At 49.8% G+C, this 21,379-nt stretch carries 24 protein-coding genes and 1 tRNA gene; 14 read left to right on the forward strand and 11 right to left on the reverse strand.

Annotated elements, in window-relative coordinates; translation table 11 throughout:
• Positions 1-64: 64 nt before the first annotated feature.
• The 3 genes from L3556_RS06125 to L3556_RS06135 all read right to left on the reverse strand — a co-directional run bounded on the left by L3556_RS06125 (position 65) and on the right by L3556_RS06135 (position 2,116).
• A complete protein-coding gene (locus tag L3556_RS06125) occupies positions 65-670 on the reverse strand; it encodes a hypothetical protein (RefSeq protein WP_277866421.1) in 606 nt (201 codons plus the stop codon).
• Entirely contained in the window at positions 670-1,857 is a 1,188-nt protein-coding gene (locus L3556_RS06130) for a tyrosine-type recombinase/integrase (RefSeq protein WP_277866422.1), read from the reverse strand. Before L3556_RS06130 ends, L3556_RS06125 begins: the two co-directional genes overlap by 1 nt.
• A 167-nt stretch (positions 1,858-2,024) precedes the next feature.
• A tRNA-Ser gene (locus tag L3556_RS06135) sits at positions 2,025-2,116 on the reverse strand.
• A 243-nt stretch (positions 2,117-2,359) separates the two neighbouring features.
• Here L3556_RS06135 and L3556_RS06140 point away from each other — a divergent pair.
• From L3556_RS06140 to L3556_RS06155, 4 genes are read left to right on the forward strand one after another with little or no spacing between them, the layout of a single operon-like run.
• Positions 2,360-2,749, forward strand: coding sequence for a cation:proton antiporter (locus tag L3556_RS06140; protein ID WP_277866423.1), 390 nt, complete (start codon positions 2,360-2,362; stop codon positions 2,747-2,749).
• 17 nt (positions 2,750-2,766) lie between these two features.
• Entirely contained in the window at positions 2,767-3,006 is a 240-nt protein-coding gene (locus L3556_RS06145; RefSeq protein ID WP_338405729.1) for a hypothetical protein, read from the forward strand.
• A 34-nt stretch (positions 3,007-3,040) separates the two neighbouring features.
• Positions 3,041-3,325, forward strand: coding sequence for a monovalent cation/H(+) antiporter subunit G (locus tag L3556_RS06150; protein ID WP_277866425.1), 285 nt, complete (start codon positions 3,041-3,043; stop codon positions 3,323-3,325).
• 8 nt (positions 3,326-3,333) lie between these two features.
• Complete coding sequence (locus tag L3556_RS06155; RefSeq protein ID WP_277866426.1) at positions 3,334-4,044, forward strand: DUF4040 domain-containing protein; 711 nt, start codon at positions 3,334-3,336, stop codon at positions 4,042-4,044.
• 61 nt (positions 4,045-4,105) lie between these two features.
• On the opposite strand, the gene L3556_RS06160 is transcribed toward L3556_RS06155, so the two are convergent.
• The 4 genes from L3556_RS06160 to L3556_RS06175 all read right to left on the reverse strand — a co-directional run bounded on the left by L3556_RS06160 (position 4,106) and on the right by L3556_RS06175 (position 7,545).
• Complete coding sequence (locus tag L3556_RS06160; protein WP_277866427.1) at positions 4,106-4,852, reverse strand: class I SAM-dependent methyltransferase; 747 nt, start codon at positions 4,850-4,852, stop codon at positions 4,106-4,108.
• Positions 4,853-4,911: 59 nt separating this feature from the next.
• A complete protein-coding gene (locus L3556_RS06165) occupies positions 4,912-6,354 on the reverse strand; it encodes a TldD/PmbA family protein (RefSeq protein ID WP_277866428.1) in 1,443 nt (480 codons plus the stop codon).
• A gap of 174 nt (positions 6,355-6,528) precedes the next feature.
• On the reverse strand, positions 6,529-6,957 hold the full coding sequence (locus L3556_RS06170) for a DUF29 domain-containing protein (RefSeq protein WP_277866429.1): 429 nt from the start codon (positions 6,955-6,957) through the stop codon (positions 6,529-6,531).
• Positions 6,958-7,002: 45 nt separating this feature from the next.
• The gene (locus L3556_RS06175; protein WP_277866430.1) at positions 7,003-7,545 is read right to left on the reverse strand and encodes a pentapeptide repeat-containing protein; all 543 of its coding nucleotides are present in this window, start codon (positions 7,543-7,545) and stop codon (positions 7,003-7,005) included.
• Positions 7,546-7,680: 135 nt separating this feature from the next.
• Here L3556_RS06175 and L3556_RS06180 point away from each other — a divergent pair, with 135 nt between their 5' ends.
• The 3 genes from L3556_RS06180 to L3556_RS06190 all read left to right on the forward strand — a co-directional run bounded on the left by L3556_RS06180 (position 7,681) and on the right by L3556_RS06190 (position 10,254).
• Entirely contained in the window at positions 7,681-9,228 is a 1,548-nt protein-coding gene (locus tag L3556_RS06180; protein ID WP_277866431.1) for a SagB/ThcOx family dehydrogenase, read from the forward strand.
• Between the two features lie 7 nt (positions 9,229-9,235).
• Entirely contained in the window at positions 9,236-9,682 is a 447-nt protein-coding gene (locus L3556_RS06185) for an Rrf2 family transcriptional regulator (RefSeq protein WP_277866432.1), read from the forward strand.
• 368 nt (positions 9,683-10,050) lie between these two features.
• A complete protein-coding gene (locus tag L3556_RS06190) occupies positions 10,051-10,254 on the forward strand; it encodes a hypothetical protein (RefSeq protein WP_277866433.1) in 204 nt (67 codons plus the stop codon).
• Between the two features lie 202 nt (positions 10,255-10,456).
• On the opposite strand, the gene L3556_RS06195 is transcribed toward L3556_RS06190, so the two are convergent.
• The 4 genes from L3556_RS06195 to L3556_RS06210 form a co-directional block, all read right to left on the reverse strand.
• Entirely contained in the window at positions 10,457-11,311 is an 855-nt protein-coding gene (locus L3556_RS06195; protein WP_277866434.1) for a response regulator, read from the reverse strand.
• A gap of 214 nt (positions 11,312-11,525) precedes the next feature.
• The gene (locus L3556_RS06200) at positions 11,526-11,954 is read right to left on the reverse strand and encodes a hypothetical protein (RefSeq protein WP_277866435.1); all 429 of its coding nucleotides are present in this window, start codon (positions 11,952-11,954) and stop codon (positions 11,526-11,528) included.
• A gap of 48 nt (positions 11,955-12,002) precedes the next feature.
• Positions 12,003-13,004, reverse strand: coding sequence for an adenosylcobinamide-phosphate synthase CbiB (gene cbiB / locus L3556_RS06205; RefSeq protein WP_277866436.1), 1,002 nt, complete (start codon positions 13,002-13,004; stop codon positions 12,003-12,005).
• A 51-nt stretch (positions 13,005-13,055) separates the two neighbouring features.
• Positions 13,056-13,904: a M48 family metallopeptidase gene (locus L3556_RS06210; protein WP_277866437.1), complete on the reverse strand. Its 849-nt coding sequence runs from the start codon at positions 13,902-13,904 to the stop codon at positions 13,056-13,058.
• A 116-nt stretch (positions 13,905-14,020) separates the two neighbouring features.
• On the opposite strand from L3556_RS06210, the gene L3556_RS06215 reads away from it, so the two are divergent.
• The 7 genes from L3556_RS06215 (at position 14,021) to L3556_RS06245 (ending at position 21,379) form a co-directional block, all read left to right on the forward strand.
• Positions 14,021-14,410: a hypothetical protein gene (locus tag L3556_RS06215; RefSeq protein WP_277866438.1), complete on the forward strand. Its 390-nt coding sequence runs from the start codon at positions 14,021-14,023 to the stop codon at positions 14,408-14,410.
• A 71-nt stretch (positions 14,411-14,481) separates the two neighbouring features.
• Positions 14,482-16,500, forward strand: a complete 2,019-nt coding sequence (locus tag L3556_RS06220) for an NYN domain-containing protein (protein WP_277866439.1) — start codon at positions 14,482-14,484, stop codon at positions 16,498-16,500.
• A 12-nt stretch (positions 16,501-16,512) separates the two neighbouring features.
• Positions 16,513-18,390 carry an excinuclease ABC subunit UvrC gene (uvrC, locus tag L3556_RS06225; protein WP_277866440.1) on the forward strand — a complete coding sequence of 626 codons (1,878 nt, stop codon included), beginning with the start codon at positions 16,513-16,515 and terminating at the stop codon, positions 18,388-18,390.
• Positions 18,391-18,443: 53 nt separating this feature from the next.
• A complete protein-coding gene (locus L3556_RS06230) occupies positions 18,444-18,764 on the forward strand; it encodes a phasin family protein (protein WP_277866441.1) in 321 nt (106 codons plus the stop codon).
• Between the two features lie 14 nt (positions 18,765-18,778).
• Positions 18,779-19,291: an FKBP-type peptidyl-prolyl cis-trans isomerase gene (locus L3556_RS06235; RefSeq protein ID WP_277866442.1), complete on the forward strand. Its 513-nt coding sequence runs from the start codon at positions 18,779-18,781 to the stop codon at positions 19,289-19,291.
• Positions 19,292-19,307: 16 nt separating this feature from the next.
• Entirely contained in the window at positions 19,308-20,099 is a 792-nt protein-coding gene (gene cpdA, locus L3556_RS06240) for a 3',5'-cyclic-AMP phosphodiesterase (protein WP_277866443.1), read from the forward strand.
• A 5-nt stretch (positions 20,100-20,104) separates the two neighbouring features.
• Complete coding sequence (locus L3556_RS06245) at positions 20,105-21,379, forward strand: PrsW family glutamic-type intramembrane protease (RefSeq protein WP_277866444.1); 1,275 nt, start codon at positions 20,105-20,107, stop codon at positions 21,377-21,379.

A 21,379-nucleotide genomic window follows, 5' to 3' on the forward strand; every position in this document is an offset into this window, starting at 1 on the left:
GTTTGGGATGATTTCTATTCTTGAAAACGCAATGAGTAAATTAAAACCGCAATGCGGTTTTTATTTACTCAAGCTCTTTAATTTGGTTAAGGTACTTTCTGGCTGTGTTTTCAGAGATGCCAGTTAACGCCATGAACTTTGTTGTCGCTTCCCGTTGGTCAATATCTATGTGCTGCAACTCCAGGAATCTTTTAATAATAGATAACAAGGTTTTGCGTTCAGTGGGATGCAGTTCTTCCAACACCTTGGTTTGAGTAATTCTGACCTCTGGGAATAGAAATGCTGGCTTTTTATCCTTTTTGTCGGCAAACTCCCGTAGTTGCTCATGGGTCACATAGTGACGTGGCGGCCTCTCTTTGCGGCGCAAAGCCTGTGGCAATGTTGCGCGTGCCTGGTTGTAAAGTTCCATCTCGTCGTCACTCAAAACTTCGCCCGCCGCTAGACGCGCCTCCCAGTCCTTAACTTCAAATTCTTTCCACTCTGCAACTTTCTCTAGTCCGGCCCATGTTTCCAGCCCCCAATGCACCCGCAAGCTCTCGTAAAGCCTCTTTACTTGTTCTGGTACATTTCGCCTTGCCTCATCCGTTGGCTCAATCTCCCACCAATAGAATGCAGCATCCAGAAGCTCAAGCCCTGGTTCAAGGTCAAGCATTTCCCAATCGATCGCCATCAGACCTCTCCTTTTAATTTGTCCAAATAATCTGCCCAGGACTGCATCATTTTTTTCCGCTCCGGTAAAAATGTCGTCCTGTTGTACGCCCTGCCCATGGGGTCACGAACACAATGGGTTAGTTGAAGCTCTACGACTTCAGGAGGGTAATGGCACACTTCAGTTAAAATCGTTCTGCCCATCGCCCGAAACCCATGCCAGGTGTGTTCTTCCTTGGTGATGCCTATTGCCCTTAAGGCTGCCGTAATCGAACCACTCGACATAGGGCGTTGCTTATCTCTGGCATTAGGGAATAAATAGATGCCATGGCCAGTAACCCGCTGGAGTGCCTGGAGAATCGTAATAGCTTGATTGGCCAGCGGAACAATGTGGTCAATGTTTGTTTTAGTCGAAAGATATTGCCATTCCCTTGCCTCAAAATCAATCTCTGCCCACTTTGCGCTGCGTAGCTCACCCGGCCGCACAAAGAATAGGGGAGCCAGCTTAAAGGCACTGCACACAACGAAAGTGCCCCAGTACTCATCGATGAGTTTAACTAGCCGGCCCACATCCTCTGGCTTGGTGAAGGCTGCAAAATGCTTCGTTTTCGGCTTAGGGGGCAATACTCCTTCCAGGTCTGCTCCCGGATTACGATTAGCGCGTCCTGTGGCCAAGGCATAGCCAAACACCCGCCGACAATTCCCCAATTCTCTACGGGCAGTTTCCACCGCACCGCGATCCACGACTCTTTGTAGGACAGCCAGCAATTCAGGCGCATCGATGTCACCAATGGGGCGTTGCCCAATGAATGGAAAAATATCCACCTCAAAGTTGTGGAGGACATCATCGGCATGGCGATCTTTCCAACCTGGGGACTGGGTTTCCCACCACTGACGAGCAACCTTTTCAAACGTATTTGCTGCATTAAAGGCTTTCACTCGTTTTCGAGATTGACGCTCGGCTGAGGGGTCTTTATCATCAGCCAGTACCCGCTTTGCTTCCTCCAGCCGTTTTCGTGCCTCTTTTAGCGAAACCTTGGGATAAGCCCCCAGGCTGATCCGCTTCTCTTTGCCATTAAATCGATACTTAAACCGCCAGCCCTTGGAGCATGGGGGGCGAATCTCTAAATAGAGTCCTTCACCATCCCATAGCCTTATGGTCTTCTCAGTTGACTTGATCGCCTTGATCTGAATATCCGTTAGCTTCATAGGGGGCACATTTTTTAGGGTGTTTGGGCTGTCTCCCCAATTGTGCCCCCAGTTGCCCCTAGATGTCCATAGACCAAACAAGACAACCCTAGAGGTATCAATAAGCTATAAGCCTTGCCCTATAAGGGATTTAAGACGTTTATAGACAAACTTAGATTTGAATAATACGGAGAGAGAGGGATTCGAACCCTCGGATAGGAGTTACCAACCTATCAACAGATTAGCAATCTGCCGCTTTCGACCACTCAGCCATCTCTCCAGCGGAGCAAAAGTCATTATAGCAAACTATAGCAAACTTTTTTCTAGGAATTTTGACTCCTTTGCCCCATAAAACTAGAAATTTAATACTGCTAACCAAGGCAGCTTTTTATGGTAGAGAAGCAGGCTCGTAAAACTTTACGACTAAAATTTTTCTGGGTGATATATCATTTTCTCTATATCAATAATAAGGGTTTAAGTAAAAAGGTTTGGGAACGAAAATCAGCGTACCGGAGAACCAAGGATGCGTTACCTGACAATTGTTTTGCGTTTAATGATTTGGTTTTTGCTGACCGCTGACTTAAGTCTGACCAATATTTTAATTGGCCTGGCGATCGCCCTAGTCTTACCCCATGGCCCTAGGGGAACCGCCACCCTAAAGGATTGGGCCATGAGCCTTGGAAAAGTCATTTTAGCCATTCCCATTGCCTATGCTGAAGCCATTGAACTCATTTTTCGCCCCCACCTGTACGAAGAGATGACCCTTGAGCAGGTACCTCCCCGGCGAACCCCGGGACTGATCTTCTTAGATATTTTTCGGATCACCTTTACCCCGAAAACCGTTGTTCTCAGCTATGACAAAAAGGGATGGTACACCATTCATCGGGTCAGCCCTAGGAGGAAACGCCCGTGATCGGTTTTTTGATTGCCATGCTGATCATTCTTTTAATTCCCCTCTATGAGGCCTGGAAAAGTGAGGATGTTTGGCAGAAAATGCTTGCCTTTGCCAGTATCTCTACTAAAACATCCATCATGATTTTGATTGTGGCGGTTATTCGGGACGATGGGATGTTGGGGGTGGTGGGGGTGATTATCCTCAGTGTTGGCAATGCTGCCCTCATGCTTTTAGCCCATGTGATCAAGCGGTTAAGAGATGTTGTCAACAGCTAGGAAGCCGCTAGGAATTTGAGGTAAAACGGGTGTAATGGCGGATCGTCTGAGTGATCTTTGCATTTTAATCGGCATCATTTTTTGGTTTTGGGGAACCTTTCCCCTCCTAGGGCGGCGATCGATCCTATTTAAGCTCCATAGTTTATCCGTGGCAGATACCCTAGGTTCAATGACGATGATTATTGGACTTCTGATCAAAATTCCCCAGGAATGGCCCCTACTGACCCTAGCCCTCATTTCCTTGGTGATGTGGAATACAGTGCTGGGCTATGTCTTGGCCTATTGCTCCAGTGATCATCCTTCCGATAGTTCATCCTAATGGATAGTATGGATAATTACGTCTATGGTATTACCGCCCTCCTGCCCTTGACCGCTGCCATGGTGGTCTTTCAAGGGAATCCTTATCACGCCTTGGTGATTCGGGGAATTTTGGGAGCGGTGGCAGCCCTTGTCTATGCGGTGTTTGGGGCTGCGGATGTGGCCTTGACCGAGGCATTAGTCGGCACGATGTTAACGGTGACCCTGAGTGCGGTGGCGGTGAGATCGTCCCTGGTGATGCGCCTAGGCGTTCTTAAGGATGAAATGGAGTCCGCGCCCATCCAAGCCCCATCTCTGCCAGAGCCGTTGGAACCCGTGAATCCCCTAAGTGTTGCTCTAGAACCTTCTTCAGAGCCATCCGTCCCTGATCCCTTCCATCAGCTTCTGCAAGAGTTCCGGCGTATTGCCAACAAACATTACCTGCGCCTAGAAGTGATTCCTTACCCCGATATTCATACCCTGAGCCAGGGCCTTGTGAATGGGGATGTGCATACCATTTGTGCCCACCGCGAACAGCCAACGCCCCTATCCGAAAATTTATCCTCTTCCCCAGATTTTTTTCTGGAAAACAAAGATGGTCGTAAGCCCTACGATACCGTTACCCGGATTCATCGCCTCTATCAAATTTTGCATAGGGAACTGGCATCTCCTATGACAAGCCTGATTTATACGCCGGTGAAGGGGGTGGGAGAGCCTAGCCCTGATGAACATGGCGACTGAGAAGAATCAACGAAAGAACATTAATTCTTTGGTGGTAACGTTCCGGGAATTTTAATTCTAATTAATGGTTGATTTTGAGTAAACCAATGGTTGTATCATGACTTAAAAATAAGCAATCAATGTTCTGGCATCCATGGGACTGGATCAGCATTGTAATCGTTGCAATGGAGTCAGGTAGATCACTACTGATAATATGATCACTAATGGTGATAAATTCAGATGGAGTCAGTTTCCAACCGCTTTTATGGGCTTGCTGAATGTAGCGATCGTAATAGGCCGGTAATGATTCTCCCTCTTGACGAAAAACATCAATTAAAATAAATGTACCTCCAGGATTTAATCGAGGTAAAAGTTTACCTAAAAATTGATCTTTGGCGGTCAGATCCAAGTGATGTAAGGCAAAGGACATGAGAATAAGATCGAAATTTTTCTGATTTTCGTCAATAAATTCAATAAAACTCTTCTCAATTAATTGAATCGGAATACTTAAACTTGCAAGATTATGGGCTGCAATTTCAAGGGCTACAGGAGAAACGTCTACCCCTGTATAGGCTTGAATGGGGCTATTTCTCAGGGCTGTTGCTGTGTAACTTGCATCGCCACAGCCTAGGTCTAACATTTCAAAGGGATGGGGCTGTTGATGGCTAATGGATTGAACCAAAGCATAGAGTTCTTTGTGGTGCATGTGATTATTAAGCAAAATCTTTTGATAGATCTGCCAGGTATCACTGAAAAATACACCTAAATCCGCCGGCGATCGCCCTAGGGATTCCTGTTCTTGGGAATCGGCGTTGAATTGGAATGTCATATTACACCCTAGTAAAAACAATCCTGTGGTTAATCTGTACCCTATTAGTCTCCCTCACTTTAATCCCCCTCACTACCAAACACATGAATATCCGCAAAGGCACAGACTGGGGAGGCATGGCCCACCCGAATCGCTTGGTTGGGTTCTCCTTTGCCACAGAAGGGTGTACCAAAAATGCCCATGGTTTGGCGATCGCCCACCGCTATCAGATTTTGCCAAAATGTGGGCGTTGTGCCCCGATAATTGGGATTCCGCAGGGGGTGGGTGAGTTGGCCATTTTCAATCCGGCGGGCGTACTCACAGCCAAATTGAAACTTGAGACGATAGTCATCAATGGACCAAGAGCGATTGGACTCCATATATACGCCCTGCTCAATGCCGGAAATGATCTCTGCAAAACTCCGATCCCCCGGTTCCAGGTTTAAGTTGGCCATGCGATCGATAGGTGGGCGGTTCCAGGACGAGGCCCGAAAATTAGCGACCCCCTCAACGCCAGAGCGCAGTTGACTTTCCAGGCTGCCTAGGCCCCGCAATAGTTTCCCTTCTTGAATCAAATAGGTACGCTCTGCCTCCAAACCCGCATCATCATACCCATAGCTGGCCAGTTCTTGGGGAATGGTTGGATCAAAGGTGACATTGAGGAGGGGGGAACCGTAGATCTTTTTACCAAAGTCCTCCAACTTAATAAAACTACTGCCGGCATAGTTCCGCTCATCCCCTAAAATGCGGTCTAGCTCTAGGGGATGACCAATACTTTCATGGATTTGCAGCATCATCTGATCAGGAGCCAATACCAGGGTGGTGGCCATGGTGGGACATTCCTGGGCCTGCAATAGTTCTACGGCCTGCTGCCCCACCTCCATGGCCCGATGGAGGATATTCTCAGGATGAATGAACTCTAACCCCCCTTGATAGGAGCGGGCGAGTAGGCCGTGATCACTGCGATGTTGGACGATGTCACCGTCCTGGGACGTTGCCCCATAGTCACTCATAACTTGCACAAGGGTCTGCTGAATATCGCCGCCGGCACTACTGACCCAATGACTATCGGTTTCGACGGTTTGGATCAGGGCCCGGGTTTGGACAATGGATTCCGAAACCTTTAGGCGATCGCACAGTTGAATGAGCAGATCATTGATCTCTCCTGGACTAAGGGCATCTAGGGTTCGCCCTAGGGGAGTGTGATATTGCCCCTTAGGGTTACGTCGAGCCGTTGCAGTAAAATGGTGACTTTGCCAAGGTGCGGCGGCGATCGCCTGGGAGTAGGCCCGGTTAGCGGCTGCTTGTATTCCCTCAGGCGTAAGACAATGGGTAGCGGCATAGCCAAATTGCCCCTGGGCTAAGACCTCGACCATTACCCCCTGGGAGTGCGATCGCTGGTTCATCTCTGGTTGACCATTACGGGCCATGCGCGTTGTGCTACGTTCGTTGATGTAGCGCAGGCCGAGCCAATCCCCCGGACTATCCAGGTAGTTTAAGGCGGCCGTCAAATCAAATCCCATTTCGTAGCATCCTTCTGATTTTTAGTCTGGTTTTTAGAAATTTTTAGAAATTACCGATGTTCCCCATCGTCGCCAAAATTGCTTCCCATTGTACGATGCCTCAGATTTATGAACGACTCAAAAAAACGCCCCCCATTTGCGATCGCTGAGACTGGGGACAGCCGAAATGTGTCGTTACCCAGGGTAAAAGTCGGCATCCATGACCTGCTCAAAGGTGTAGGGGCACTGGGATGGCAAATCGTTCTGGGATAGTGGTGTTTCTTTGAGCACAAGTAACACACCTTTTTGATAGGCATTTTCCATTGCCTCTATCAGATAGGGCTTGAGGCTCGGATTATCATCTATCAACTCCTGCACATCTTGTCGCTGCCCAACTATCGTAGCTGTCCAACTTTTGCTCCGTCGTCGGGGTTGAAACTGCCATTTGAGCAAATGCCCCAAAAGGATCCCCAGGCGATTGACCAATTCGCGGCGTTCTTGCCTGCCCAAGGACTCGATTTCCTCCACTAGGTTCACAATATCAAGTTGATCCAACTGCCCTGATTTCAACAGTGCGACTTGTTCTTGCAGCCAAGCATAAAAATCGCGGTCGTAAAGCTGCATGATCTCGTACCCCTAACCCTCTATACAAGCTTAGCTCCCATCAACTCAGTCTCCATCGATGTGATGCTGATGGCCATCGGGATGTACCGTCGTAAAATCAAAGGTTGCCGTACCCACTGCCACCCCCGTTGCCCGAAATAAATTTGCCCCCTCTAGGTGAGCATCGCTTAAATTAGCCTGATCCAGGTTTGCCTGACTCAGGTTTGCCCGCCGTAGGTCAGCCCCCCGCAGATCCGCATAGCGTAGGTCGGCCCCCTGAAGATTGGCCTCCACCAAACTGGCCCCAGCTAAGGTTGCCGATCGTAAATTTGCCCGTACTAATTTGGCCTGGGAAAGATTGGCGTGGCTGAGGTTAGCCTGATAAAGTTGAATATCCCCCAATTCACTCCCCTGAAGATCAACACCGGGGGCCTCAAGGCGATTGAATTGACCATAGGGAAGATAGGCTAATCGTAGGCAACTCCCCTGAAAGTTTACTTCGGGCATATTTGCCTCAAAAATACTTAGCCCGCTTAAATCAAGGTTGCTAAAATCACGCTTACCTTCTTGATAGGCTTGAATTAAATCTTCAGCGTTCCGTTGATCCATAGTTGATTTAATATTTTATCTTCACTGTATAATAAGTATTATTACTCATTACCTTTTTTTGACTGTACGAGGTCTGGTTACAAAAGTTAAAATTACTTAATGTTTTCTTAAGCCCTCTTTTCCTTAGGTAAGCCTATGGCTACGGTGCAGCCCCCCCTTGCGCGTCACTACCACGAACGAACCAAGTATTCCCCGGAAACCCTTTCCCGCCATGCCGGTGATCTGGACTTTAGTCAGCGACCGGCGATCTATAAAGACTATCGTCTGGGCCAGACCTTCTCCCTGAAGGAGTACATGGAAGAAGAGTCCGGGGCATCCTCCCCTAGGGTGCGCCCCCCCCAGGAAAAGCAGCAATGGCAGCGTCTCTCCCGACTGTTGTATTTAAGCTATGGCATTACGGGGGTGGTGAACTATCCTGGGCAACCGTTTTATATGCGATCGGCCCCCTCTGCGGGGGGGTTATATCCTGCCGAGGTTTACCTGATCAGCCGGGCCGATAGTCTCTTGCCAGCGGGGCTATACAATTACCAAGTTAAGAACCATAGCCTGATTCAATTTTGGCAAAGTAATGTCTGGTCAAAACTTCAAGAAGCCTGTTTGTGGCATCCGTCCCTAGAAAGTACTCGTTTGGTTGTGGTCATTACGGCTATATTTTTCCGCTCTTCCTGGCGTTATCGCGATCGCGCCTACCGACGCATTTGCTTGGATTCGGGCCATCTAATCGGTAATTTAGAATTGGCGGCTAACTTGAATGACTACCATCTCCATCTAATTGGCGGTTTTCTGGATGAACAGATGAATGATTTACTCTATCTGGATGGCCGTCAAGAAAGCACCTTGGCGATCGCCCCCCTAGCGGATTTACTGGAAGTGGAGCAAAATCTACCCTCCCTACGCACAACTCTTCCCTCGCCCATTTGTATTGACTATCCCGATCTCTCCGATGGTGAGTTGCTCACCTATATTCACCAGAAAAGCCGGATCACGTCTACGGAAAATATCTATCGTCAGCCAGAACCAGAAGACCCACCGGAGGAGGAGCAGAGCGATAAATACAATTTTCCCTTTAGCTCTAAAATTAGTCTTGAAGCCCAGCCCATGGACTGGCAAGGGGGTCTAAAGGGGTTGGAAACGGCAATCTTACGACGGCGATCGACCCGTGACTATAGTGGTCAATCTATTCATTTGCATCAACTGGCGGCCCTGCTCAGTTTTACCTACCACCCTGAGTACTATCAGGAACAAGGCTTAGATTCCTATCCCGACTTTTTTGATCTCAGTGCCATTGAAACCTTTATTGCCGTGTCTGATGTGGCAGGCTTAGAGGAGGGCTGCTATTACTATGCTCCCCAGGCCCATGAGTTGCGCCAGATTCGGTTTAAGAATTTCCGCGAAGAACTTCACTATCTTTGCTTAAATCAGGATTTAGGACGGGATGCGGCAGCCGTCATTTTCCATACCGCCGATTTGGAATCAGCCATTACTACCCATGGGGAGCGGGCCTACCGTTATTTGCATTTAGATGCGGGGCATTTGGGCCAACGTCTGAATTTGGCAGCCACTCATCTGAATTTGGGTGTGAGTGGTATTGGTGGCTTTTTTGATGATCAGGTGAATGAATTGCTAGGGATTCCCCTTGAAGAGGCGGTTCTCTATATCACGACCCTGGGGCAACCCAAATAATTCCCCCATGAAACTGACCACCCGCGGCCACTATAGTGTTAAAGCTCTTTTAGATTTGAGTCTCCAGCCCAATTATGGGCCCACCTCAGTACGGGCGATCGCCCAACGCCAACAGCTACCAGCCCCCTATTTGGAAAAACTTTTAATCGATCTGCGCCGGGCCGGATTAGTGCGATCTCTGCGGGGAGTCCAGGGAGGCTATCAACTGGCGCGATCGCCACGGGATATTTATCTAGGACAAATTTTACAGGCTGTGGGGGAATCCTTGGATCCACTCTTTTTAGCCCCACCCACCTCGGATCAAGCTGCTGCCGATTGGGTTACCCTCAGCCTATGGCAACGCCTACATCAAAAACTTCGGGATGCCCTATTTACGATTTCCCTAGAGGATTTATACTACGATGCCCGTAGTTGGCAAGCCGCCCAAGGAGAAGGGGCCAGCTTTGTGATTTGACGTTGGTTATTTAATGGGAAAGAATACATTACTATCGAAAAAATAAAGAAACATTGATTTTCCTAACAATTTTAGGGATCGTGATTCACCACTATCATTTCTGGGAAACCAAAATCAGATAATAAGGGTATAGAAGTCGGTGGCCCTAGGAAAAGATACGACTCTATGAAAGCTAACGCCATCAACCGATTGGTCTTAAATGTAGCAGTCTAGTCTTTTCAAGATCATGGGCATTTTACGGTGGCTCATTATGGCCATAAATGCCTAGTGTCATGGCATCGAGTTTAATGGCATCGGTTCAGGATTCAGATTCAACTCCCATTGATTTTGATCTCTGAACAACGCTATCAATCGCGGGGGAAATAAAAATGAAAGCTTTCGTCAGTGCGGCGACCTATTTCGCTGTGCTTGTTTTGGGCACAATGCTGATTAATGTACCAGCGATCGCCGGTTGTCCGATCAAACGACCACCGGGACGAATTTCTGAGCAAACCGTTCTAGCCACGCCTATGCCTGGCAGTTCAAATCTGCAAGTATACTATCCCGGCACCCGGTATTCGCCTAGAAATTAACCCAGCCTTACTAACGGGAACCCCCGATGAGTATGGTCGTATTGAAATCCCAGTCAAAGATATTCCTGCCCTAGTCACTGGCCGCGGTGTTCAGCCTGCCAATGATGTCTATGTTAGCCCCGATGGTGTGGTTAACCTGATCCATGTCCCTGGCAAAGAGTTAGGAAATTGATTCTCATCTTAGTCTCTATCTATTGCTGCCCTATGAGGCGGTAAGGGCAAATTTTTGCTGTAGGAGATTGAGTCGTCCGACGCTATAGTGATCCCCTGGTTCTTGGTCACTGATGACTTCATAACAGGCGATCGCCCCGATAATGTCCCCCAGTTGCTCTTGGATGCAAGCCCGGTTGCGCAGGTGGATCAGGTTTTTCGGCTCCAAGGTTTCCAGGGTGGACAGCACCGTCAGGGCATCAGCCAATTGGTTGCTTAAGTACAGGGTCAAGGCCAGTTTTGCCAAGGCAGTTGTGTTGTTTGGATTCTGGGCGATCGCCTGCTGGAGTTTTTTCGTTGCCAGGTTCAGGGTTTGCCGCTGTTCCCCGGTAAAGGCCAATCGCAGATGGGAAACGGTGTGGAAAAGGGTGGTTTTATCCAATCGAGGGGCCTTGGGGCTGTCCGCAGTTTTAGGGGCAGGTTGGGATAATTCCCGTTGCTCTTTTTGGCATTGCTCTAATCGGATTTCAACCCGTTTCAAGAGTTCATCGGGGGCAATGGGCTTGGTCAAAAAATCCACGGCACCGACTCCCCGGGCCCGAATACGATGGAGGGTTCCACCACTGCCCGTGAGCATGACAATGGGAATATGGTGTAGTTCTGGCGATCGCTGGAGTTGGCGACACAGTTCATAGCCATCCATATCCGGTAGATTAATATCCATCAAGATCAGATCTGGCGTTTGCTCCAGCAAGCTGGTAATCACCTTCTGGGGATCGCTCAGGGGCAACACGCGGTATCCCGATTGACCTAAAACCAGGGAGACTTGGCGTTGCACGGTTTTACTGTCATCAATACAGGCAATCAGAGGGCGATGGCGGACGTAACTGGAACGATTAGCATTCATGGTAGATCACTCTTGAATGGAACACTCGGCCATAGGAAATGAATGGATAGCTGAGAGGAATTAAAGATTTAATTCTCTACTCCATACCTGATATAGTCCCAAAACCAGCAGACTTGATCAGTGATCCATCGGTTCCCAGCCAGTGACATATCTAGTTTTTGCCTGTGATCTCGATCAAATATGCAAAAAGTAACCGTCTACATGACCAACTACATTACCAACGCCAATAGCGTCTCCCTTGCCAGAAAATTCCGATCGCCAGGCCCGCTAACAAGAGTTCATTCAGGCTGAAAAATACCGGACGTAAGCTGAGAAATCCGCTGAGTACCCCCAAAACCATAAAGGAGAGGAGGGCAGACAGCAGCAGCCCCCATAGGGTTGGGCTATAGATGGGCCCAGGATCAAAAAAGGTTTCTAGGAATAATACAGCCATCATGCCTAGGCCCGTACACATCACTAGCCGAACCATCAGACCAAGGGGTGGCTGAAGAACCGTCCCCAAAATATCTCCCATGGCTGCGGAGTTTATCGCAATGTAGTACAGACCTGTATCAAAAACATTGGCCAAGACCGCAATACTTAACCCCGCCGGAATTAGCGATCGCCACGGTAATGACTTAAAGGCTTGCCATGGATCAGACACGATAAAATACATTCCTCAAAAAAATATGCTCCTCAACGCCCATAGAACTCAAAGTCCATAGATGAGGATGACTGTGGTTAAGCATAGCAATAGATATAGTAAATAAACCCGTCGAGTTAAGCTGAGAGCTTGGGCGATCGTTGTGGCGGTAATGGGTTGATGGCCGTCTCCCAGCAGGGGTTTCACCTTGATCAAACCGCCATAGGTATTCATTCCTCCCATTTGAACCCCTAGGGTTGCCGCATAGGCACATTCACTCCACCCCGCATTGGGACTGGGATCCTTAGGGGCATCCCGCTGACAAACGGCCCACACCCGTCGAAACTGTCCTGACAACAGGGCGATCCCTAGGACTAATATCCGACAGGGCAACCAGGTTAGTCCATCCTCCGTCTTGGCCGCAAACCACCCCAAATCCGTAAAGGGGGCCTGGTAGTAGCCAATCATCGAATCCAGGGTACTGGCAGCTTTGTAGCCCAGGGCAAAGGGAACCGGGCCAATCTCCGGGAAGAGTATCCCCAGACTGGCATAGAAGAGAGGAGCGAATACACCATCTGTGGCATTTTCCGTAACCGTTTCCAGGATCGCCCTCAAAATCTCAGGGGGGTCTAGGGTATCAGTTTCCCTGCCCACATAATGACGTAGGGCAGATCGGGCTTGGCCAATGTGACCCTGCTGGAGAGGGGCCAAAACCTCCTGGGCAGCTTGGCGTAAGCTGCGGCCGGCAAAACAACTGGCAAGGAGAATCACCTGGAATAGCAAACCCAAAACAGTGGCATCTCGGTCAAGCCAATGGAAGAGAAACCAAGTCAAACCACCACTACCCAAAATCAAACCCAGGGTTAGGACTGCCCCCGCCAGCCGCAGACCCCATCGGGGTAGACTCCAGCTAAAGATCATCCCTTGGTAGCGATCGATGAGCCAACCCATCAGCCGCACCGGGTGGGGCCAACCCCAGGGGTCCCCCACCAGAAAGTCAAGGGCTGAAGCCGCTAGAATCACCAGGAAGACGCGCTGACTAGAGGATGAATAGAGCCAGCTTTCCAGCATAGGTTAGGAGACGAGAAGACCATTCCCATTGAATAGGATTTACAGATTCATTTACAAATTCGTTGATATATGGCGGACATACATCTGCCGACATAACTGATCATAGTCTTGGCTATCGGCCCAGTCGAGGACTTCTTTGGCCCGCAAAATGGGTAGCGGATGGGTCAGTTGGGCCGTTTGCATCTCCTTCATGAGCAGATCCCAATAATCTTGGGCTGCTTCGTAGGCCGTTGCTTGGGCTAAAAAGGCATCTAGATTGAGTTGGTGATTCAGACTGGGGGAGCCACCACACAATTTCATCAAAACTGAGGCAATAATCCTGGGGTCTTGACTCACCATCAGGGCCGCGCGATCGCAGCTGAGTTCGGCACAGCGCAACCAGACCAAAAGTTGAGACTGCAAGCCCTGGGCCAAGAGGAATCCCCAGGGAGAGAGTTGGGCCGCAGCCAGCAAAATTAAATTAGCCAAGGTTAAATACACCCCATGCTCACACTTCAAATGCCCTAGTTCATGGGCAATGACGGCCTGGACTTCGGCGGGGGTGAGTAATTCTATTAGGGACGTATGGATGACAATGAAGGGTTGTTTACCCCGCATTGCAAAGGTGTAGGCATTGGGAACGGGATGCTGACGGATGTAGAGTTGGGGTGGCTCCAGATCCAGAATTCGACAGGCCCCTAAGTGTTGGTGGTACAGCTCCGGCAGTTGCTGTTCACCGACAAGGAGACTGGAGCTAATATTTTCTAGGTAAAAAAGTTGCTCCGCCATTGGCCCGAGTAAACCGCGCAGGAGGACATCTAAACCTGGCAATTGTTTGAGGGCCGCCGTCGCTTGGCGATCGCGGGGATGACGAAACTGATCCGCTGTCAACCCCAAATAGGTGCGCTGAAAACCAGCCATGGAGCCATAAACCTATAGATAGCTAAAGACCCGAAAATAAGGGATATTTGGATTCTTAATTCGTTTTCCATTCTAAACACTTCTACAAAAAAATACTGTAGACTGGTAAGCGGTCAATGTACAGTAATGTTACGAAGGCACCTATGGGACTCTTTGATGGCTTGCGGGGAAAAAAAGCAAAACAACCCCAAGAAACAAAATCAAGTGATGCATTTTTTCTAACCTCTGATGAGGCAAAAACCTTCGGCAACATCGACTATATGCGTACCGCCAAATCCGTGCGAAAAACCTTCCCGGCCACCGGGGGCAGTAAGGAAGGCGCAGAGGTGATTGAAACGGTTTCCTCTATGGAAAAAATAGATGCCGCCGCCCAAAATAAGGCGATTCCTGAACCGAGTCTGGGGGATGTTAATCCCATTGATGGCACGAAAGAAACCCGACGGCGGGCCGATGCCAACTTAAATCCGTTTCGCTCCATGGCGAAGGATATTCGTAACCGTTCATAATTCTTTGAAAGACACTATTCTTTTAACGCTATTGTTTTAATAATGCTCCTAGATACTAAAATCTAGTTCCGATGAAAGTTAATTATTGGCTTATTCCACCGGTAGGGGCCCTTTTGGCTGGGGCGATCGCCTTAGCTGCCTTACCGAATCGTCCCCGTGCCGCCCTAGTAATGAGTAGCTTGGGGGCCTTGGGGGGAGCCTATTTTACGGAGGCCTCCCGCCGATCTCGGTCAGAGTTGAAGTCATCCAAGGATCTCAGTCAACTAACACTGGCGGTACAATCCCTAGAAACGAAGCTCAAAGAACAGGTAGATCAGCTTCACCAACAACAACAGGAGCAACAGAGCCAAGTCAATGACTCCCTGGCAACCCTGGCCGAACACCACAGCCAATTAGCCCAGTCCGTCGGCCGCCTAGAGCAGCAAATCCAGGCCCAACCCACCCCTAGCCTAGGGGGGCAAGCCGCAATTTTTTACGATATTGAAAATCTGATTAAGGGCTATGCCATCACCTTTGCCAATGTAAAGAAAATCTCCCTCCAGGCAATTCGGGACGAAGTGTGTAAAACCGACAAAATCAAACAAATCCTGGTTCAGCGGGCCTACGCCAATTGGAGTGCCCCCCGTTTAGACTCCATGCGTCGAGAAATGCACCAGATGGGCATTGAACCCGTGCAAGTTTTTGGTTTCTCCTACGAAAATCGCAAAAATGCCGCTGATATTCAGTTGGCCATTGATGTCACCAATATGATCGAGCAAAATCCCCTTATTGATACCTATGTCATTGTCTCTGGGGATGGGGGTTTTGGTTCCTTAGCCAAAAAACTGCGCGAGTACGGCAAAACCGTGATTGGCTGTTCCTATACCGATGCCGCCGGCAAAAGTTTTCAGGCCATCTGTGATGCCTTTATTCATATTCAAGATCCCACCCTGCCCCCGGGCCAAGCCCTCCCCCCGGAGCCGCCCATTCTAACCTCGCCGAAGGATGCAAAAAAAGCAAAAAGTAATAAAGCTAATAGTAAAGTGATGGGCGATCGCCCCCAGCGTTCTCAGCCCGAGCCACCAAAACTGCGGAATCAACGCCAGACCCGTAAGCGATCCTCCGCCCGCCATGGTTCGAGTTCAGGAGATTCCCATCCAAAGGCTCCAGAGAGTAGTGGTTCCCATCCCTCCCGGAATGATCATCTTGATGCAGATAATGCCCGTTTAGTCGAGGCGATCGCCAGAGTTTATTCCGACCACCCCGATGATGCCCTCACCAAAACCAAGGAAATCCTGGACTGGTATCGTCAAGATGAGATTTGCGGGCCCCGATTAGCCGCCCAGGGCCTCTACATCAAAAAAGTGCAGCAGGCCGTGGAATATCTAATTCCTGATTTTCAACCCCTGACCCTAGGCATGGTTCAATTTAGCGAATATATGCGCTATGTCTGTCAGGATTCTCCCTTTTGTGTCGCCCGCGATCGCCATCAGTCCAATACCCCTAAACTGGCATTGCGGGATTCCCTGCCGACCCACTTCAAGCTGGAAGCCAATTTTAGTAAACGCCCCCTTCACCAACCCCAAACCTATCGGGGTATTTTAGCCAAAACTAACTTTTCGCCACCCATCCTAACCTCTAGTTTGGCCTTGAATTTTATTGCCAATTGGCTGATCAATCATCTCCAAGACTCCATGAATCGGGATGATCTCATTGAGCAAATGCTGTACCATGCCCCTGCCTCCGTGGGTCGGATCAGTCTTGAGCATGGCATCAAAAACTATATAGCAGCAGCAGTTCTGGTATCCAAGTCCCGCGAAATTAGTTTAAGTGGTGACTATATAAGCCCTCAACATATCCTTGACGATCTGAAAACCGCCCTTCAAGACCATTTAACACCGCCCCTGGCTAAAATCAATGAGTCCGTTAAAACCGAGATTATTGATCAGCTTCTGGCACTGCCGGAGAATCCCTCGGAATTATCGATCCCTGGAGAAACTGAGGATACTAACAACAGCAGCAACGAAAATCCTGATAAAGTCCCTACCCCTACCATGGCTGAAGCCCCAGGGGATGGGCCCAAAGATGGCGTTTGCGGAGATGAATCCTAGTCCCTTGCCCCTATGGTTGAACCCCTGCTCAAGGATCCCGATCGCCTAGGGGCCCGACTCAAGGAACTACCCAGTTCACCGGGGGTTTACTTACTGCGGGATAAAACCGATCAAATTTTATATATCGGTAAGTCAAAGCGACTGCGATCTCGGGTGCGTTCCTATTTTCGCGAGTCCGCTAGTTTGGGGCCACGCCTGGAACTCATGGTCTATCAAGTGGCTGACATTGAGTTTATTGTCACCGATACGGAAGCCGAAGCCCTGGCCTTAGAAGCTAACCTAATTAAGCAGCACCAACCCCATTTTAATGTCCTGCTCAAGGATGATAAAAAGTACCCCTACCTGTGCATTACCTGGTCTGAAACCTATCCCCGTATTTTCATTACCCGGAAACGGCGGATGGCAGCGGCCCGCGATCGCTACTATGGCCCCTATGTCGATACGCGGCTATTGCGGCAAACCCTGGCCCTGGTTAAGCGTCTATTTCCCCTCCGCCAACGCCCCCAACCCCTCTTCAAGGATCGCCCCTGCTTAAACTACGATTTAGGTCGCTGTCCTGGGGTCTGTCAAAAACGCATCAGCCCCGAAGACTACCGAAAAATTTTGAATAAGGTAGCCATGATCTTCCAAGGGCGCACGGGGGAACTCATCGAAACCCTCAGTCAACAAATGCAGCAAGCAGCGGCCAAGCTCAACTTTGAACAGGCGGCACGACTGCGGGATCAAATTGCCGGTTTGCATTACTTGGGGGCGGATCAAAAGGTATCCCTGCCCGATGATACGGTTTCGCGGGATGCCATTGCCCTAGCCGCCGATGAGCACCATGCCTGTGTTCAGTTATTTCAAATTCGCGCCGGCCGCCTAGTGGGGCGTTTAGCCTTTACCGCCGATGCCCAGGCGGCCCATCCTGGATTAATTCTCCAACGGGTGCTAGAGTCCCACTACGCCCAAGCGGATCCCGTGGAAATTCCCGCAGAAATTTTAGTCCAGGTACCGTTGCCCGAATCCGAGTTATTAGAGGACTACCTGAGTCAAACCAAGGGTCGAAAAGTTTCTATTTTGGTTCCCCAACGTCAGCTGAAAGCGGATCTCATTGATATGGTGGCGCGGAATGCCGAACACGAACTGACCCGGATTCAAAACGTGGGCGATCGCACCCAAGGGGCCCTGCGAGATCTGGCGGAAATTTTAGATCTGGCCGACATGCCCCACCGCATTGAGGGCTACGATATTTCCCATATTCAGGGGGCCGATGCCGTAGCCTCTCGGGTTGTTTTTATCGATGGCTTGCCCGCCAAACATCACTATCGTCACTATAAAATCCGCAACCCAGAGGTGAAAACCGGCCATTCCGATGACTTTGCCAGCCTTGCGGAAGTCCTGCAACGCCGCTTCCGCCGCTATACCACGGACCCCAACCTACAACGCCACGGCAACGAGGACTGGCCCGATCTGATTATGATTGATGGGGGGAAGGGGCAACTCTCCGCCGTCACCACCGCCCTAGCAGACTCAGGGATTCTGGAAGATCTAACGATCATTAGTTTAGCCAAGCAACGGGAAGAGATTTTTATTCCAAACCTTGGCCACCCCTTGCCCACGGATCCGGAACAGCCTGGGGTACAGCTTCTCCGCCGCCTCCGAGATGAAGCCCATCGCTTTGCCCTGAATTTCCATCGCCAAAAACGCAACGAACGGATGCGCCGATCCCGCTTAGACGAGATTCCGGGTCTGGGCCATCAACGCCAAAAAGAACTTTTAGCCACCTTTCGCTCCATCGACTACATTCGCATGGCTACCCCGGAGCAATTGGCCACGGTACCGGGGGTAGGGCCGCGCCTTGCCGCCCAAATTTATGAGTATTTCCATCCCGATAGTGTCCCTAGGTAAAAATGCTGGCACAATGGTAACTATGTTTTATTTCTCAAGTCTGACTAGCCACCATGGATAGTAAAAACCTACTGCAACAACTGCTCCTGCTGGGTGTGGGTACAACGTCCTTGGTCGCAGATAAGTTACGCCAAGTCACCGATCAGTGGGTGAAAGAGGGTCGTATCAATGCCGATCAAGCGAAAACCATGGTGGATGAAATTCTCGAGAACTTGCGGGATGATGCCTCTAGCCTGGATGATGCCGTACAGCGACAAATGAAACAATTTTTAGAGGATTTAGGGGTTCCCCGCCAGTCTGAATTGGATGAATTGCGTGGCCGTATCGATCGCCTAGAGCGGGAATTACGGGAGTTAAAAAATCGTTCATGGTAAAAGGGAGGAAATTCTTGTCTAGTATTCTCATTAGTCTTGGGGTTGTCATTGCCTGCGTCATGGTCTTGGTGGCCACCCAGTTAATCAATCCCCAGCCACCGACGGCGATCGCCGAAACGGTAACACCGGTAACGACCCTGGAAACTCCCATGGATGGAAACTCTGCCATGACAGACCTAACACCTGAGTACATCACCACAAGCTCCGGTTTGCAGTATCAAGATATGGTGGTCGGTACAGGGGCCCAACCCAAAAAGGGAGATACGGTGACAGTGCATTATACGGGCACGCTTACCAATGGCAAAGTGTTTGATAGCTCCCGAGATCGCGGTCAACCCCTCCAGTTCCGCATTGGTGTCGGGCAGGTGATCAAGGGTTGGGATGAAGGAGTAATGTCCATGCAAATAGGTGGTCGACGCAAGCTAGTCATTCCCCCAGATTTAGCCTATGGTTCCCGTTCCGTTGGCGGGGTAATTCCGGCAAACTCCACCTTGGTTTTTGACGTGGAACTGCTCGGAGTGCAGTAAAGGGCAATCATCAACTATGGCCGCCCCGATCCATATCGTCCAAATTTCAGATCTCCACTTATTTGGCGATCGCCATGGCCAGCTTTTAGGTCTGGAGACGGCGGCCTCCTTTCAGGGAGTCTTGCAACAAATTAAAGAGTTATATCCCCTCCCGGATCTCTTTTTACTGACGGGGGATTTAGCCCAGGATCACAGTGCCGCTGCCTATCGATATCTTTGGCAATGCTTAAGTCCGTTTCAGCGTCCAACCTACTGGATTCCCGGCAATCATGATGATATTAGCCTCATGGGAGTTGAACTCACCCAGTCCCCCTTTAATTCCCTTAAGTCCTTTACCGTGGGCGACTGGCGTATCCTGTTGCTCAACTCCCAGGTCACGGGTTCAGTCTATGGTCAACTTTCCCCAGCAACCCTAGGGCAATTAGCCCAGGATTTAGGTCAAGCTCCTGATCAACCAACACTGCTGGCCCTTCATCACCCCCCCTTCCAGGTCGGGGCCCATTGGTTAGATGGGAGTCGGCTGCGAAACCCGGAGGAGTTGTTTGCCCTCCTGGATCAGCACCCCCAGGTGAAGCTGGTTATTTTTGGCCATATTCATCAAGCCTTTCATCACCAACGCCATGGAGTTCATTACTTTGGTACTCCGTCAACCTGTATCCAGTTTCGTCCCCAGAGCAACGACTTTTCCCTAGATACCTGTGACCCTGGCTTTCGCCAACTCTGGTTATTTGCCGATGGCCGGTTTGAAACCGAGATCACTCGAGTACCCATGGCGTTAAGTATGGATCGCACCGCAACCGGATATTAAAAAAAATGCAATATACCGGTGTACTGCGACAAGTCACACCTGAGTCCGGTCAATATGGGCTGACCTTAACCGAAGATACCCTCATCGGCCGAGACCCTAGTACCTGTCAAATTGTCCTGACATCCGATCGCTATGGTTCCGTCTCCCGTCATCATGTGCGCCTCCATCCGGAAACGGCAGATCAACAATACCCCACCTGGCGAATTACGGATTTAGGTAGCGTGAATGGCACATTTATTAATGGTGAACGTTTAGAGGGATCACGGGTATTACAGGGGGGCGATCGCATCCATTTGGGACTTCAGGGGCCAGAATTTATCCTGGAATATTTGCCCTTAACCTATGTGATCCAGGGATCGGAATCTACGGCTGGGGCGGGACTGACCTTGACTCAACTCCTGCCCATTCTTGCCATTGGCCAAGACTGGGTGCGTAAAGCCTACTTGCTTCCTGGGATTGTCACGGTGTTAGCCGTGATTTTACTGTTTGCCACCACGGGACAGGGGGCAGCCTTTAAGGTGATTTTAGCCGTCTATTTAGGCAGTGCGGGGTATTACTTTATCTACGAACTGTGCGGTAAGCGCAAGCCCTGGTGGGTCTTAATGGGTAGCCTCGGCTTGGAAATGGTGATCTTGATCAGTCCCCTTTTACCCCTATTTATTTTTATCTTTCGAGATCTGTTACCGGGTCAGATACCACCAGGGGAAAACCGTTTTTTAGCTCAACTGGTGCGACATTTTTTTGGTTCGGGATTGATGGAAGAGTTGCTGAAGGTATTGCCGGTTTTTGTTGCCTATGGTCTTGGGCGGTGGTTGCGATCGCCCTGGCGGCAAAAAATTGGCGTATGGGAACCCTTGGATGGCATTCTCTTAGGATCAGCCGCGGCTTTGGGCTTTACCTGGATGGAAACCCTGGGGCAGTATGTGCCCAATATTGCCGGGGAAATGGGTGATTTAACAGGGCTACAGGTACTCATTCCCCGCGTGTTGGGGTCTTTAGCGGGTCACATGGCCTATACGGGGTACTTTGGCTATTGCATTGGTTTAAGTGTGCTTTATCCCCGGCAACGCTATCCTATTCTGCTGGTGGGTTGGGGTGTGGCCGCCCTTCTCCATGCCCTGTGGAATGCGTCATCCGTGAGCTTTGGCCCCTCAGGACTGGTCATTGTCGGGATTTTATCCTATGTATTTTTGACCGCTGCTATCCTAAAGGCTCGGCAGTTATCACCCACGCGATCGCAAAACTTTGCTACCCGATTTTATGGTTATCAACAACGTTAA

The sequence above is a fragment of the Candidatus Synechococcus calcipolaris G9 genome, from assembly GCF_029582805.1.
In the GTDB taxonomy this organism is placed as follows: Bacteria; Cyanobacteriota; Cyanobacteriia; order Thermosynechococcales; family Thermosynechococcaceae; genus Synechococcus_F; species Synechococcus_F calcipolaris.